10 protein-coding genes and 1 riboswitch are annotated in these 14749 nt (G+C 44.7%); of the genes, 6 read left to right on the top strand and 4 right to left on the bottom strand.

The window, feature by feature from the left end; translation table 11 throughout:
• Positions 1 to 30 precede the first annotated feature (30 nt).
• The gene (locus tag NSQ66_RS20785) at positions 31 to 1047 is read right to left on the bottom strand and encodes an ABC transporter substrate-binding protein (protein WP_249267701.1); all 1017 of its coding nucleotides are present in this window, start codon (positions 1045 to 1047) and stop codon (positions 31 to 33) included.
• A gap of 103 nt (positions 1048 to 1150) precedes the next feature.
• The gene (locus NSQ66_RS20780) at positions 1151 to 2737 is read right to left on the bottom strand and encodes an AraC family transcriptional regulator (RefSeq protein ID WP_051490902.1); all 1587 of its coding nucleotides are present in this window, start codon (positions 2735 to 2737) and stop codon (positions 1151 to 1153) included.
• 149 nt (positions 2738 to 2886) lie between these two features.
• Between NSQ66_RS20780 and NSQ66_RS20775 the strand changes: the two genes are divergently transcribed.
• From NSQ66_RS20775 to NSQ66_RS20760, 4 genes are all read left to right on the top strand, one after another.
• On the top strand, positions 2887 to 3246 hold the full coding sequence (locus NSQ66_RS20775) for a (2Fe-2S) ferredoxin domain-containing protein (RefSeq protein WP_036676102.1): 360 nt from the start codon (positions 2887 to 2889) through the stop codon (positions 3244 to 3246).
• A 243-nt stretch (positions 3247 to 3489) separates the two neighbouring features.
• Entirely contained in the window at positions 3490 to 4644 is a 1155-nt protein-coding gene (locus tag NSQ66_RS20770) for an AI-2E family transporter (RefSeq protein ID WP_036676105.1), read from the top strand.
• 19 nt (positions 4645 to 4663) lie between these two features.
• Positions 4664 to 6136: a carboxylesterase/lipase family protein gene (locus tag NSQ66_RS20765; RefSeq protein WP_339279374.1), complete on the top strand. Its 1473-nt coding sequence runs from the start codon at positions 4664 to 4666 to the stop codon at positions 6134 to 6136.
• 23 nt (positions 6137 to 6159) lie between these two features.
• Positions 6160 to 6564 (top strand): VOC family protein, encoded by a 405-nt coding sequence (locus tag NSQ66_RS20760; RefSeq protein WP_038572459.1) that lies wholly within the window; start codon positions 6160 to 6162, stop codon positions 6562 to 6564.
• 48 nt (positions 6565 to 6612) lie between these two features.
• On the opposite strand, the gene NSQ66_RS20755 is transcribed toward NSQ66_RS20760, so the two are convergent.
• Together NSQ66_RS20755 and NSQ66_RS20750 are read right to left on the bottom strand one after the other, a co-directional pair.
• On the bottom strand, positions 6613 to 8115 hold the full coding sequence (locus tag NSQ66_RS20755; protein WP_076101550.1) for an N-acetylmuramoyl-L-alanine amidase family protein: 1503 nt from the start codon (positions 8113 to 8115) through the stop codon (positions 6613 to 6615).
• A gap of 207 nt (positions 8116 to 8322) precedes the next feature.
• Positions 8323 to 9495, bottom strand: coding sequence for a substrate-binding domain-containing protein (locus NSQ66_RS20750; protein WP_076101509.1), 1173 nt, complete (start codon positions 9493 to 9495; stop codon positions 8323 to 8325).
• A 209-nt stretch (positions 9496 to 9704) separates the two neighbouring features.
• Positions 9705 to 9853, top strand: a riboswitch (FMN riboswitch).
• 126 nt (positions 9854 to 9979) lie between these two features.
• Here NSQ66_RS20750 and NSQ66_RS20745 point away from each other — a divergent pair.
• Both NSQ66_RS20745 and NSQ66_RS20740 read left to right on the top strand, forming a co-directional pair.
• The gene (locus tag NSQ66_RS20745) at positions 9980 to 10936 is read left to right on the top strand and encodes a DMT family transporter (protein WP_076101508.1); all 957 of its coding nucleotides are present in this window, start codon (positions 9980 to 9982) and stop codon (positions 10934 to 10936) included.
• A gap of 244 nt (positions 10937 to 11180) precedes the next feature.
• Positions 11181 to 14633: a glycosyl hydrolase 53 family protein gene (locus NSQ66_RS20740; protein ID WP_076179715.1), complete on the top strand. Its 3453-nt coding sequence runs from the start codon at positions 11181 to 11183 to the stop codon at positions 14631 to 14633.
• Positions 14634 to 14749: the final 116 nt, after the last annotated feature.

Raw genomic sequence — 14749 nt, 5'->3', positions numbered from 1 at the left:
AGCAGTAGGGGATTCTAATTTAAGCGCATTTTATTGTGTAAGCCAAGCAGCCAGTTCTTCGGTCTGGGATAACACGGCAATTGGATCATAGTACCAGGACCGTTCTTCTTTCCATACATAGAGATGGCCTTTTTTTACAGCGGGTAGGCTACTCCAGATTGGATCAGCTTTGTAATCAGCTTCTGTACGGTTATTGGAAGTTAAGATAATATAATCTCCTGCGTATTTAGCGAGTGCCTCTGTAGAGATTTCCGCCCATTGCTTCTCCATAATTTCTGCGGCCACAGCTGTAGGGGGCTTACGACCCAGCGCCTGATAGACAGGCTGTCCGCCTCGGCCAAAGTTATCGCCATAGGCCCAAATGGATTTTCCGCCGTCTTCCATGATGGAAAATGTTGCATCTGCAGGGATTACTTTGTCTACTTTGGCTTTAGCTTCAGCTATCCGTTTGTCGTAATCTGCAAGCCAGCTTTTGGCTGCCTCTTCCTTACCAAGGAGTTCTCCGAAATAGGTTAATTCGGCATGAGCATCTTTCAGATCACCATATGGCACAACGATGGTTGGAGCAATTTTGCTTAGTGCTTCATAGCTTTCAGCTTGTCCAGAAATAATCAAATCAGGATTAAGTGCGATGATTTTTTCAGGTGACATTTTGCCGTAAGTTCCAGTGTCTGCAACTCCAGTAAGTGCCTCCTTAAAATACATATTCTCCAGTGTTAATCCGGGAGCACCAACAGGAATGGTATCTAGCGCAATCAGACTGCCCAGATATTCCTCAGCGACAATCCTTTTAGGTTGAACAGGGATTTCAATATCACCATTTATAGTAGTGACCTTTTTAAGAGCAGCTGTTTCCGTAGTTTCTGTTGGTTGACTAGTTTCGGTAGGTACTGCAGTTGCCGATGATGTGTTGCTGGTGTTACTGCCTGTATTCCCCACAGAATTATTGGAATTCCCGCAAGCTGATATGACTAGAATTAATGCCAGCATGAAGGGAAAAAGAAGCCAATGGGTTTGTTTGGAGCTATTTTTTCCTGGATTATGCAATTTGTTGTTCCCCCTATGTATATTGATTATCATTCTCAATAAGAACTTTACAAGCTTCACCGGGTATTTACTATGGACGGATATGATCTCAGCTTATGCAAATTTATGATGTCATTACCCGTAGCAATTCTTGAAGCTGTGCCTGTGAGGACAGTGGGTCAAATCCGTAGAACATATCAGCCTGGTTCAGAATATATACCCGTCCGTTTCGGACTGCATCTAATTGCTTCCAAGCTTTAGAATGTAGTAGGCGAGTAAAACGTTGTCTTCCCTCAGATGATGAAGGGATGCTAGTGATAATAATATGGTCAGCAGGAAACGATACGATATCCTCAATAGATGCCTCTAAGTACCCGGAATCTGTGATCCCTTTTTCAATAATTACGGAGGGGGGCTTGAAGCCAAGATCACCGTATAGAATTTGGCAACCTCTGCCGAAGCTGCTACTGAAACAGTAGGCGGATCGGGAGCTAACCTCCCACACGATAGCCGTACCTCTCTCCATTCCTATAGCATGGTTTAATAACCCGTTGGCGGTAAGACAAAGTCTGTCATAATGACTTAGCCACTGTTCAGCACGCTGTCGTCGATTCACAACCTCGGCAATCAGAGCAAATTGCTCTCGCCAACTCATTTGCATAAAGGGCAGCTCGATAACCGGAGCAACAGGAGTCAGAATCTTATTGTCGGGTAGACTGTAGCCGATAATGACATCTGGTTTTACCGCAGCTACTGAGTCATAGAGTAATGAAAATTTACCTTCGCTCATTTGAAGCTGTTTGGAAGCGGGAACTTGTTCCAAGCTATGTTGCCATTCGGAATAAACCCCGAGTTGAGGCATGATTTCCAGTACTCGCAGGCTAGCGGTGTGATTATAGTTCAGGGCAACGACCCGTTTATTCTTATTCTGGTAGGCTGTAGGTGAAACGCCAACAAGCTGCTTGAATTTTCGGCTTAAATAAGTTCCCTCTTCGTAACCAACCTCATGTGCCAATGTTGTCAGATTGGGAGAACTGGTGAGGATTCGTTGCTGGGCTTTACGGATTCTTAGTAGTGTAATATAAGCACTGAAGGATAGACCTATTGATTTGCGAAAGGTTCGCGAAAAGTGCTCGGGGCTCACTTCAGCTAAAGCAGCCATTTGATCCCGCGTGATATCTTCATTGTAATGAGCTTCTATATACTCAGTCACCCGTTCCATCCAACTGCTTGATCTTTCTTTATGGGATGTCAGTTCACCATGAAGCTCCACGATGAACTGGGTGAATAGCTGCTGGACCCTAAACGGCTTTTGTTTATCAGCGTCTATCCAGGCACTGTAAAGCTCACCTGCCAAGGCTATCAAACGAGTGGAGGCATGGTGGACAGGGGAGTTGTCATTTATAAAAATGTCCTCATTTTTACTCTGGGGTATACAGGAATACTCAATCCATATCCCCTTTAACTGTAATTCAGGTTCCATCTTCAATAAAGAAGAACTACTAAGGGCTATTAAGCTTCCGGCCATGACCTTGTGTATCTTACCGTCTATTTCAAGAAAACCTTTCCCATCCCAGATCATCATAAGGCTGGAATTAGTAGAAGAAATGTTTGAGGCTGAGTAGTTGGTTATTCCCGATAAGCTGATGACCCGAAGGGGCATATAAAAAGGATGGGATGGATAAGGCATCCCGTCGGATTGGATCTGCATGTAGTAATCCCCTTCTTTTCATTGATAATCATTCTCATTTATAGTATAACAGTCTTTCTTACTATTGACTATAATGATGCTTATGATAGTGTTTAAAATAATCCACGAACGGAATAGGGTTAGCTGATAAGAAGGGGTTGAAGTCATCCATGACGACCTGGAATTTACAAGGAACTGTAAGTCACTTATTAATATGTAACGGTAGCAGCTGCAAGAAACACAAAGGTGAAGAGGTAGCTGAAGCGATAGAAGACGAGATTGAGAAGCAGGGCGCACAAAGTCTTATACATACGACTGTGACCCGTTGTAATGGAAGATGTTCAGATGCTTGTGTGGTGATCGCTTATCCCGAAGGTGTGTGGTACAAAGAGATTACACCTAAGCTGGCGAAATCATTAGTGCGGAAACATTTGCAGGGGGAGAAGCTTGAAGATCACTTGTTATACACCTATGATGGACAATTGATTGCTTCAAATGAAAAGGGCGCTAAAGGGAAAAAGAAAAAATAGCAAGGCTTGTAAGTACCTTTTAGTTGCGGTTCTAACCCTGTACAGAGGAATATCTCGTGCAGGGTTATTTATTTATAAACAGGGGAGGATTATGATTGAATCGGATCATGACCAGACTCGTAATAGGACTGTGTGCTTAATTAAGGACATCAAATTTGACTTGCAGGGCTAACGTTGACTATGCTATTAAAAAGTGAATGAAATAACACAGTATATATGATGGTTTATAGGGGAGAGGGTACGATGGAGAGGCTGCAGGTGTGGCCAGAGAAGTTCAAAAAATTTTTTCTGAATAATAAATTTGTAGTAGTGCTGCTCATTATGCTGCTGGTTGGAATTAATATTCTGGTATTCTCCAAAATACCGTTTATTTTTAAGCCGATATCAGTATTGCTGCACACCGTGGCCGCACCATTATTACTGGCAGGTATAGCTTATTATTTGCTGAATCCGTTGGTAGATCGGATGGAGAAAAGATCCCGAATAAAACGTGTATATGCAATAATCATCCTATATTTGTTGATTGCTGGTCTCATCACGCTGGTTTTGTTTATGGTCATTCCAATTATACGGACTCAGCTATCAGGTTTGATCGACAATTTTCCAAGGTATAGTGAATTAATTCAAGAACGGTTTATGGATCTGACCGGAACGGAGTTCTTTGGGCAAGTTCAAGATAGTATCGGAACGAACCTTAGTGAGATAACATCTAAGATTACGGCGTGGGGCAGTTCTTTTCTGAATAATGCCTTGACGGGTGTTGGCAGCTTTGTAGGAGCCCTTACAGAGATTGTCTTGGCGGTTGTAACGACGCCATTTATTTTGTTCTACTTGCTTCGCGATGGAAAAAAATTGCCGGATTATATTCTGAAGTTTGTACCTACTTCTCTGCAGCCGCAGACTCGTATGGTCATGTCGGAGATGAACAGTCAGGTATCCTCTTACATACGCGGGCAAATTATTGTCAGCTGCTGTATTGGTCTGCTGCTCTATATTGGCTATTTAATCATTGGTTTGGAATACTCTCTCGTTCTGGCTATTGCTGCTGCTTGTACAGCAGTTGTTCCTTATCTGGGCCCGGCAATCGCGATTACACCTGCCCTAATTGTGGCGATGGTCACTTCTCCATTTATGTTGTTGAAGATGATTATCGTGTGGACAGCTGTTCAGCTGATTGAAGGGAAATTTATCTCACCACAGATCATGGGCAAGACGTTGAAGATTCATCCGATAACCATTATTTTTGTAATTATATTCGCAGGTAAAATGTTTGGAATTCTGGGGATTATCCTTGCAGTTCCGGGTTATGCGGTACTTAAGGTGGTATTTACACATCTTTTTGAATGGTTCCGGTTTCGATCCGGCTTATATAAACAGATTGAAGAGAATAAGGAATAATGTGGAAGGGTGAAATGTAATGGGAGCACCAATAGCAGTAACCTCTTATGGTAAGCTTCAAGGAATACAGGAGGGGGACGTGAACATTTGGCGCGGGATCCCTTTTGCAGCTCCACCTGTTGGAGAACTTCGGTTTCGTGCACCACAGCCACCAGAAGCCTGGGATGGGGTTAGAGATGCTTCTGAATTTGGTCCAGTTAGTCATCAGCCAGCGGATACGAGAGGTACTCGGTTCGGTGGCAAGACGCCGCTTCATTCCGAGGATTGTCTGTATTTAAATATTTGGGCGCCAGCAGTTCATGATGAGCCCCTGCCTGTTATGTTCTGGATTCACGGGGGGACGTTTGTGACCGGGGCTGGAAGTCAGCCGCAGTTTGACGGCACAAGCTTCGCTGAACGCGGTAAAGTAATTTTAGTGACCATTAACTATCGGCTGGGTCCATTTGGATTCATGAATTTGTCTCCATTTGGCCATGGGCTTGCTTCTAATCAAGGTTTATTGGATCAAATCGCCGCACTGGAATGGGTAAAGCAGAATATTGCTGCTTTTGGTGGGGACCCGCAGCGGGTAACTGTATTCGGGGAGTCAGCAGGGAGTATGAGTATCGCAGCCCTTTTGGCCATGCCAGCAGCGAAGGGGTTGTTCGCTGGTGCGATTATGCAAAGCGGGGCTGCTCAGACGCTGCCTTCCGAGCAGGGGAAGTACATTGCAGCTGCACTACTAGCTGAATTAGGGATTGCTCCAGATGGAGATGCCAGTCTTCTGCAAACATTTTCTTCTGAACAAATTATCGATGCAGCCGCAAGAATGACTAAAAAGTTAACGGGTGGCTCAATTGGCATGTTATTTCAGCCTATCATTGATGGGGATACACTTCCTGTAGAACCTGCACAGGCTGTGGCAGAAGGATCGGCACAGGGTATTCCGCTATTGATCGGAACCAATCGTGATGAGGGCAACTTGTTCTTCAGAGAAGAATCGCCTGAGGCAGACTTTGACGATTCACTCAAGGCGCTGGAGCAGATGATGGGTACTGGGAGTCTGAAGGAGATTGCGAACCATTATTCATCCTCATGGGAGGGACAAGCCGAAATTCTAACGGATCTTTACTTCTGGGGAACCTCGGTGTCCCTGGCAGAGAACCAACTGAAATATGCACCTGTCTGGATGTACCGTTTTGACGGCACGATCCCAGGTCATCCATTGTTAAATAAAGCTGTGCATAGTGCAGAAATCGTCTATGCCTTTAATAATCTATCTCATCTAACCCATCTTAGGGCAGAAATTAATCCAACGATGCAGAAGTTGGCTGAAGTTATGCATGATGCTTGGATTGCTTTCGCTCATCAAGGAAATCCGGCTACAGCAGAGAGGTTATGGCCGAAATACAATCTGGAGGAACGGGCTACCTTGATCTTTGATGAAGATACGCATGTAGCTTATGATCCTGAGGCAGAGAAACGCAAAAGAATTGTCACTATGCTGGCTTAAGAAGATTGAGAGGCTGAATAAAGATGCAGGTAGAAGGCTTTAACCATGTGACCGTAAATGTCAGTAATTTAGCGAATTCCCTGAATTTCTACACAGGAGTTCTGGGCCTTCAGCTAGTTCATAGAGGTAAAACTGATGCTTATCTGGAATGGGGAAGTGCCTGGATATGTCTTCTTGAAAAGCCTGATTATATGGCGATTGCAGATAAAGTAGTTGGGGTAGACCATATCGCTTTTAGTATTGCAGAGGAACATTTTGAGGAAGCCGTCCAAGTATTGCAAACCCAGAATGTGCCCATAATTAGAGGGCCAATCAAACGGGGAATAGGCTGGACGGTCAATTTTCTAGATCCGGATGGTATACAGCTAGAGCTGCATACCTCGAATCTGCGGGAACGAATGAGTGTTTGGAACACAACTACCGAATAAAAGATGGGTGTCCTATCAGCCTGCATGGCTAATGGGACACCCATTTTTTTAACGACCTAAATATTCTTTGATTCCTAAAACTACTGCTTCGGCTATTTTATTCTGGATGTCCGGGGTAAAGAGTAATGCTTCATCCTTGGTATTGCTTAAGTAACCACATTCTAATAATATTGCAGGCATTTTGGTTTCTCTTGTTACATGATAGTTAGCTTGACGAACCCCTCGGTCCTGCAGTCCTGTAGCAACTGCGAGGTATTTGTGAACGGTTTGAGCGAATAATAAGCTATCATTACGTGTGTAATAGGTCTCTGTGCCACTAGGATTACTTTTACTGCCCGCCGGAATACTATTGGCATGAACAGAGATAAATAGATCGGCTTTTACATTGTTGGCGAGGTTAGATCTGTCCTGTAGAGTTGGGTATGTATCGCCACTGCGCGTGAGTATAACCTCGATATTTGGTTCTTTCTTTAGTAATTCTGCAATTTTCAGTGCTGTCGGCAAGGTGAAATCTTTCTCTTTAAGCTTGTTAACACTTGAACTCCCTGGATCTTTCCCTCCATGTCCTGCATCAATGACGATTATCTTCTTGTCTGTGTTGCCGGTAGAAGGTGGAGGAGTTATAACCGGTACTTCTGGTAAGGTGGTTTCAGGAAGCGTAACGCTAGTCCCATTAAGATCCACAATAATAAGTCCATCATTAGCATTTATCAGACTGTAGCTATTAGCGCTGTTTAGATCAATGACGATCCGAATGGTCGATGGGGAACTGCTGAACAATGAATAGCGAACGGCAGAGACATTAGGATAGTCGGTAACCGTTAACTGTCCGCTTTGGTTCTTTCCTACGGAAAGATTCTGATGGAAGTCGGTTCCAAAGCCAGTATTCGGTAAATCCACGACAATTCGGTCTTTGTCTGTCATAGTGAACACGGTAGGTTTTATACTGCCGTTCACTGCAATAACCAGCTGGTTATTGATGAAGCTAAGATTGGTGACTGCAGCCACTGAGCTATTCCCTTCAGTTGCTGTATTCCCGGTTGATCCGTTCTCCGAAGGTGCTGTTGGAGTGGGTTCTGGAACCGTAACTTCCGGATCGCTTCCCCCAACCTCAGGCACTGGAGAGGTTAAATATACGGTTTTGGTTACATTGTCCCAACCGACAGTAGTTCCTGTCTGTTCCCCAACAAATCTTAAAGGAACAAGGGTTGTGCTGCCACTGAGAAACGGAGGGTTGTCCAGTTTGACTTGTTTCCCTGAAGCTTCTGCCATCGTATTATCCACGATCAGTTTTAAAGTAGTTCCCTTTTGCTCAATGATCGCTGTCTTGGCCACATTATCCCATTTCACGGTATAACCAAGCTGTTCCGCAACAACGCGAAGAGGAACCATTACACTGCCATTTACAATTTGTACCTGTGCTTCTTTGGAAATCTTAAGATCGTTGCCGTCTAGGTTGATGTGTGTTTCCGTAGAGCCGGCATAACCAGTTCCTGGATGAACCAGCACCAACAAAAGCAGCAGTAACGCCAAAAAACCAAACTTTTTCATCTGCAATCCCTACCATCCCCGTTTATTGGTCTCTAGCAATTCTTACTTTTTCTTCCTTTGATGCCGTTTAAGGCTCGTATAAAGTATAAACGACAATAGTTTCCAAAAGTTGCGCTCTACAAGCGATAAAAAGGAAAATTTTCGGTATAAAAATAGAAAAAGAGCCTTCCCAAACATTTGGGATAGCTCTCATTCGCTAGAGATATGTTATTTTAACGATGTATAACCTGTTTTCTCTACCAATTTCTGACCCTGAGAAGATTGAATCCAATCCAGAAAGGGTTGAATATTAGGGTTGTCGCTTCCCGCGGTCACTGCATAAAATTCTGTTGCCAATGGGTACTGTCCACTACGAATACTTTCCTTGTCTGGTTGGATACCATCGATGGCCAGCAGGGCTATTTCCCCGTTCCGATTCATTTCTGAGGCGTAAAATAAGAAGCTGTAGCCCAGTGCATTTTTATAGTTTCGATAGCTGGAGGTTTGTTGAATGATACCGCTCATAATATCCGCTACGTCTTCTTGAGGCGGCTTCATGAGTGGAGTGTCCTTCATAAACTTTTGCAACATCGTCTGGCTTCCACTATCTTCAGGCCGTTGAAAAGCACGGATTCGGTTATTAGCTCCGCCTAAATCTTTCCAATTTGTGATCTTGCCTGCGTAAATATCTTTAAGTTGAGCGGTGGAAAGTCCGGTTACGTCGTTTCGTTTGTTTACAAAAAATACGAAGGCCTCGCGGCCGATCGGCGTAAGCTTCAGTTCGACACCTTTGCGCTTAGCTTCTTTTTGTTGTGCGATTGACGGAGCCGCTACAAATATAATATCGGTTTCTCCTTCAATTAATCTCTTGTAAGCTTCAGGTGTGCTGCTGCAAATTACTTGACTTGTTTGAAAATCATACGGATTATAATAACCCTCAGGATAAGTAGTTTGAACGAAAGCTGAATACAGTGGATAAAGTGCGGTTGCGCCGTCCAATCTTGGAAGATTGCTAGCGATATGATAGGAAGAAGGTTCATCCAGATTCACTGCTTTGGTCTTCTCAGCAAAGGGTTCATATTGTAGCAGATTAACCTCCCGATCATCGACCATGGCAATTCTGTTGACGTACGCTTGCTTGATCTCATATCCTGCGGTCGCGAGCAGACTAAGTCCGAGGATAGATAACAATACAATATTGCTTGTTTTTCGTGACAACACATTAAATATGATAAGTACAACATAGATGGCTAATACGATCGCTAAGATTGCCACAAGTGGGGTATAAAACAGCAGTCCTCCGTAAAGCGCAGTAATTATAGCACCTATGAATCCTAAAAAAGCTATTCCTCCAACGGCAAAGATGGAGAACAATAACTTCGTCCAGAATGCTTCTTTCATAACAACCTCCTCGACATGATTACTAAACTATGGAAAAATCAACATATTTTCATTATACAGAAGTTTTTTGGATGAAGCAGTAGAACAATTACGAACAAACATGTAATAAAATGCTGCGAAACATGAAAGTAATGTGTACATTTTCATAAAGTACTGGACGAATGGCAAGAAGAGGTTTATTCTGAGATTGTGAAAAAAACAACGGAATACAAGATTCTCGGGGTAGGGTGAAATTCCCGACCGGCGGTAATGTTCAAAGTGAACTGAGCCCGCGACTCACTTGTTCTGCTTGCAGAGAAGTGACTGATCTGGTGTAAATCCAGAGCCGACGGTAAAGTCCGGATGGGAGAGGATCATAAGATAAAGACGCTAGGAGTCTATCCTTGTACGTCTTTATTGATAATGCCCCCGAGTTTACCTTTTTGGTAATTCGGGGGTTTTTGGTCTCTTATCGAGGGTTTGTATCGACAAGGAGAATGAAATTATGAGTAATGTTACAGCTTCATCATCAACTAAGGTTGGCAGTACATCAGCGCTACGCAGTGGATTTTGGCTCGTTGTGATTGGTGCAGCATTATGGGGCGTTGATCCGCTCTTTCGTATCATCCTGTTAAAATCTTTGACCTCATCGCAAATTGTTCTTCTGGAGCATGTGGTGCTTTTCTTGGCTGCTTCACCTGTTCTTTGGCGTCACCGGGCGGAGCTTAAAGGAATTGGATTTCGCCAGATTGGTGCTTTATTGATTGTTTCATGGGGAGGTTCTGCCGGGGCGACGATCCTATTTACGATGGCACTTTCCAGTGGGGATTTGAATGCGGTGCTGTTACTGCAAAAGCTTCAGCCAATATTCGCGATCGGTCTAGCTGCTTTAATTCTTAAAGAACGTTTGCCTAAAAATTTCGGACCACTCATTGTGTTGGCGCTGGTAGGAACCTATCTGCTGACCTTTGGCTGGAGTATCCCTTTCGGACATGTGAATAACTTTATTGGGGTTAGCAGTCTGATGGCCTTGGGAGCAGCTGCACTGTGGGGGGGATCGACAGTCATGGGACGTTATCTGCTCGGTTCTATGAAATATGAGACAGTGACTTCGCTGCGGTTTATCCTTGCGCTTCCTTTACTGTTCGTTATCACTACGCTAGAAGGTGCACCGTGGCAGATTCATGGCGGGTTTGGTGCATCGGCAGCCATTGCGATTAATCTATTGCTGCAAGCTTTGCTGCCAGGACTTCTTAGTATGTTGTTGTATTACAAAGGGCTTAGCACGACCAAAGCTTCCTTCGCCACATTAGCTGAACTCAGCTTTCCTATGACGGGAGTAATCATCAACTGGATCGTGTTCCAACAGCTGGTCACTATCCCGCAGATTCTCGGATTTGCCTTGATCTGGGTCGCTTTATTCTTTTTATCTAATCAACAGTCCAAACCACAAACGCTCTGAGCAAATTGAAGTGGAATGGTTCTACCTATATAAAGATGATTCGAAGCCTTATGGCTTTCGGATCATCTTTTTTTGTATGTGATTTTACTCCTTGCTTAGATCAAATCGACTGCAAAAACTGCTGAAATGTTTCTAATGTAACATATAGCAGAATTAATAAAGCGTTTACAATTAGGGGGTGCACAAAATGACTGTGCCACTGAGTACATAATCCATTATTAAATTATTTAGGAGGAAACAGACATTGAAGAAATCATTTGTATTATTTATGATTCTGACCTTTCTTATTTCCCCTTTTACGTTTGGGCCGTCTGCTCAAGCGGCAGGAGATGAGAATATTGCCCTAGGTAAGCCTGCAATATCAGATAGTGAGCTTGCAGGGTATGAAGCGGGTAACGCAGTGGATGCGGATGAATGGAACACACATTGGACGGCGAATGACGGGAGCTTTCCTCATTGGCTGGAAGTAGATTTGCAAGGTGCATATGATTTGTCAGGTGCAACCGTCATCTGGAATGCATGGAGTTACATTAATCAATATACGATTGAAGTATCACGTGATCATAAGGTATGGACAACAGTTGTGGACAAAAGTCAGAGTAGCAGTGTAGAGCAAACTCAGTACAATGCTTTCAAGCTGCGGAATGTTTCTTATGTAAGGGTCAACCTGACCGGCATCAACGGCGGAAAATGGGCAGCCATTAATGATCTGAAGGTCTGGGGTGTTCCCGCAGCCGGCCCGCCGCATGAGCCGGCACAGGGTGAAATACAAACTGTACTGCCAGTACGGTTGGACACGGAAATTGGGCAAGCCCCTGAGCTTCCAAGTGTTGTAACTGTGGTATATAGCAATTCTGACACGGAGGATGCTCAGGTTACTTGGGATGTGATCCTGCCAGCAGAGTATTCCCGTCCCGGAACCTTTACAGTAAGCGGTTCTATCTCAGGTACTGTGCAGAAGGCAGTGGCGAAGGTAACAGTAGTAGGTGACAGCAGCACGCCTATTGTCGGATTTGAGAGCATAAATGTCAGCACAATTACGGATGTGCCTGCTTTATTGCCATCAGTGGTAACGGCTATATACGAAGATGGGTCAAGCAAACAGCTGCCTGTAACCTGGGATGACCTTACTGAGGCGGAGTACGCGGTTGAAGGAACTTACAGCGTAATGGGGAAAGTTGCAGGGACAGACCTACAACCCACAGCTGATATTCAGGTTACTCCGCTTGTGCTGCAATCCGGGTTCATAAAAGGTGCGGACATTTCCACACTGGAAGCGATTGAGGATGCCGGTGGAAAGTATTACGACAATGGAGTAGAAAAGGATTTGCTGGATATTCTTAAAAGCCGGGGTGTAAATTACATTCGGCTACGTTTATGGAATGATCCTCAGGAAGCTGGCGGCTATAATGACCGTGAGCATGTTGTGGAAATGGCGCAGCGCGTCAAAGCCAAAGGGTTTAAGCTGTTGCTTGATTTCCATTATTCTGATTTCTGGGCTGACCCCGGAAAGCAAAACAAGCCGGGAGCATGGGCGGATTACTCCTATGATGAATTGAAGCAAGCGGTATATGACTATACCAAAGATGTTATGGATGAGCTAAAGGAAAAGGGAGCTTCACCCGATATGGTCCAAATCGGAAATGAGATTAATGGGGGCTTGTTATGGCCTGACGGCAAATCCTATGATCAAGAGAATGCTTTTGAGAAGGTTGTTCCGCTTCTAGAGAGTGGAGTGAAGGGAGTTAGAGACAGCCAGAGTGCAGATCAGGATATCAAAATTATGATCCATCTTGCTGAAGGTGGCAAAAATGATATGTTTCGTTGGTTCTTTGACGAATTAACGAAGCGGAATCTTGATTATGACGTGATCGGCGCGTCCTTTTATCCGTATTGGAGCGGAACGATGGATAGCCTGCAGTTTAACTTGGACGATATCTCTAAACGATATGGTAAAGAAGTGATTGTGACGGAAACCGCATATCCTTACACGTTGCAGGACGGCGACAACTTTGAGAATAACATCGCTCGTCAGGATCAGCTAGACGGCAGTGGCTTCCCAGCTACGGTTGCAGGTCAAATGGCTGAGGTCAAAACAGTAATGAATGTATTGTCCAAAGTACCCGATGGTAAAGGAACAGGCTTGTTCTATTGGGAACCAGCTTGGATTCCAGTGCAAGGTGTAGGCTGGAAGGTAGGCGAAGGAAATGCTTGGGAGAATCAGGCAATGTTCGATTTTGCAGGGAATGCACTCTCTTCATTAAATGTCTTCAAAACCCCGGTGGCCGGTGAGGGGGGCGAAGAGGAACCGGGAACGGGAGGAAATCCCGGCACTGGTGGGGAACCCGGAACGGGAGGAAATCCTGGCACTGGCGAGGAACCCGGAACGGGAGGAAATAATCCCGGCACTGGTGAGGAACCCGGAACGGAAGGGAATCCTGGCACTGGTGAAGAACCCGGAACGGGAGTTAATCCTGATCCTGTCATCACGGTCAGAGATTCAAGCGTTGTAAATTCAGCAAATAAAGCAGTGGTCGAACATACAGCGGCAGGACAACTTCAGGTGAAGGCACAAGCAGGAATTTCCGGCATAGCTGATATCACGCTAGGTATAGAGGATATCAATAAGGCGCTGTCGACGCTTCCGGCGGATGAAAAACTGATTATTTCTGTTCTGCCATCGACGGGAGAGCTTAAGGGAGCAGTCGTTCATCTTCCGTTGAGTTCTATACTAGAGCAGGGCAAACATCCCCAAATAGTAATTGTATATGGTGCGGCATCTGTTACGGTTTCTACGGAAGCTAGTGCAGGAATTATAAAGACGGGAGCTAAGGAACTAACGCTCTCACTGGTTCAGGTAGCTACGCCAACCTTGCCTTCACCATTGGTAACTGGAGCAAAAGACTACCCGGCCTATAACATCCATGTGTCAGTAGACGGGACTTCTATCGATGTTTTCAAAAAAGGAGCAATATCGGTAGCCTTCCACTACAAGCTGAAGCTCGGGGAGCAGAGCCAGCGGATTGCTGTTTATTCGATACTTGCTGATGGAAAACTTGAAGTTATCAAAGCTGTGCGGTACAACCCAACCGCGGAACAGATTGTGTTTAATCCAAGTCATTTCAGCATTTATGCTGCGGGGTACGCAGAGGTGGGGTACACAGATTTAAAAGCAGCAGATTGGGCCACGTTAGCGATTGAATCCTTGACGGCTAAAGGGATCGTGCAAGGAATAGGAAACGGGATCTTTAATCCGCAAGGGGAGGTTACACGCGCTGAATTTGTCAGCATGCTGCTGTCCGCGCTGGAGCTAAAAGCAGAAAGAGGAACAGGCAGTTTTAAAGATGTGAACCTTGATGCGTGGTATAGCTCTGTTGTGATTACTGCTGGGAAATTGGGTGTTGTACAAGGACATGCGGATGGCACTTTTGGCCCGAATGATAAATTGTCCCGTGAAGAAATGGCAGCTATTTCGTATCGTGCGCTTAAGTTGGCGGAGAAAGTGAACGGTCAGACGGATGTGAACGTTATTTCTTTTAAAGATAAAGACCTGATCTCGTTGTATGCCAGTGAAGGGATCACAGCGCTTGCGCAGGCTGGGATTATCAATGGATTCGAAGATGGCAATTTCCGTCCGCAAGCCTATACAACACGCGCTGAAGCGGCTTATATCATACTCAATCTTTTGCAGCAATAATAGGCAGACAGGCAATAACTGTGCTCGAAAAGGCAGTTAGGGCCTGTCTTTACCACATTTTTTAGATATTTATCTTTTCGCAAGTAGGGATTGTTTGTACAATAGGGGCTATGACA

This window comes from Paenibacillus sp. FSL H3-0329, from assembly GCF_037963285.1.
In the GTDB taxonomy this organism is placed as follows: Bacteria; Bacillota; Bacilli; order Paenibacillales; family Paenibacillaceae; genus Paenibacillus_AQ; species Paenibacillus_AQ odorifer.
The sequence above is the reverse complement of the archived record's forward strand: the minus strand, read 5'-3'. Positions and strand labels throughout refer to the sequence as shown.

Coding starts and splice junctions, on each gene's coding strand:
- NSQ66_RS20780 (WP_051490902.1), bottom strand. CDS start 2,737: ATGCAGATCCAATCCGACGGGATGCCTTATCCATCCCATCCTTTTTAT.
- NSQ66_RS20775 (WP_036676102.1), top strand. CDS start 2,887: ATGACGACCTGGAATTTACAAGGAACTGTAAGTCACTTATTAATATGT.
- NSQ66_RS20770 (WP_036676105.1), top strand. CDS start 3,490: ATGGAGAGGCTGCAGGTGTGGCCAGAGAAGTTCAAAAAATTTTTTCTG.
- NSQ66_RS20765 (WP_339279374.1), top strand. CDS start 4,664: ATGGGAGCACCAATAGCAGTAACCTCTTATGGTAAGCTTCAAGGAATA.
- NSQ66_RS20760 (WP_038572459.1), top strand. CDS start 6,160: ATGCAGGTAGAAGGCTTTAACCATGTGACCGTAAATGTCAGTAATTTA.
- NSQ66_RS20755 (WP_076101550.1), bottom strand. CDS start 8,115: ATGAAAAAGTTTGGTTTTTTGGCGTTACTGCTGCTTTTGTTGGTGCTG.
- NSQ66_RS20750 (WP_076101509.1), bottom strand. CDS start 9,495: ATGAAAGAAGCATTCTGGACGAAGTTATTGTTCTCCATCTTTGCCGTT.
- NSQ66_RS20745 (WP_076101508.1), top strand. CDS start 9,980: ATGAGTAATGTTACAGCTTCATCATCAACTAAGGTTGGCAGTACATCA.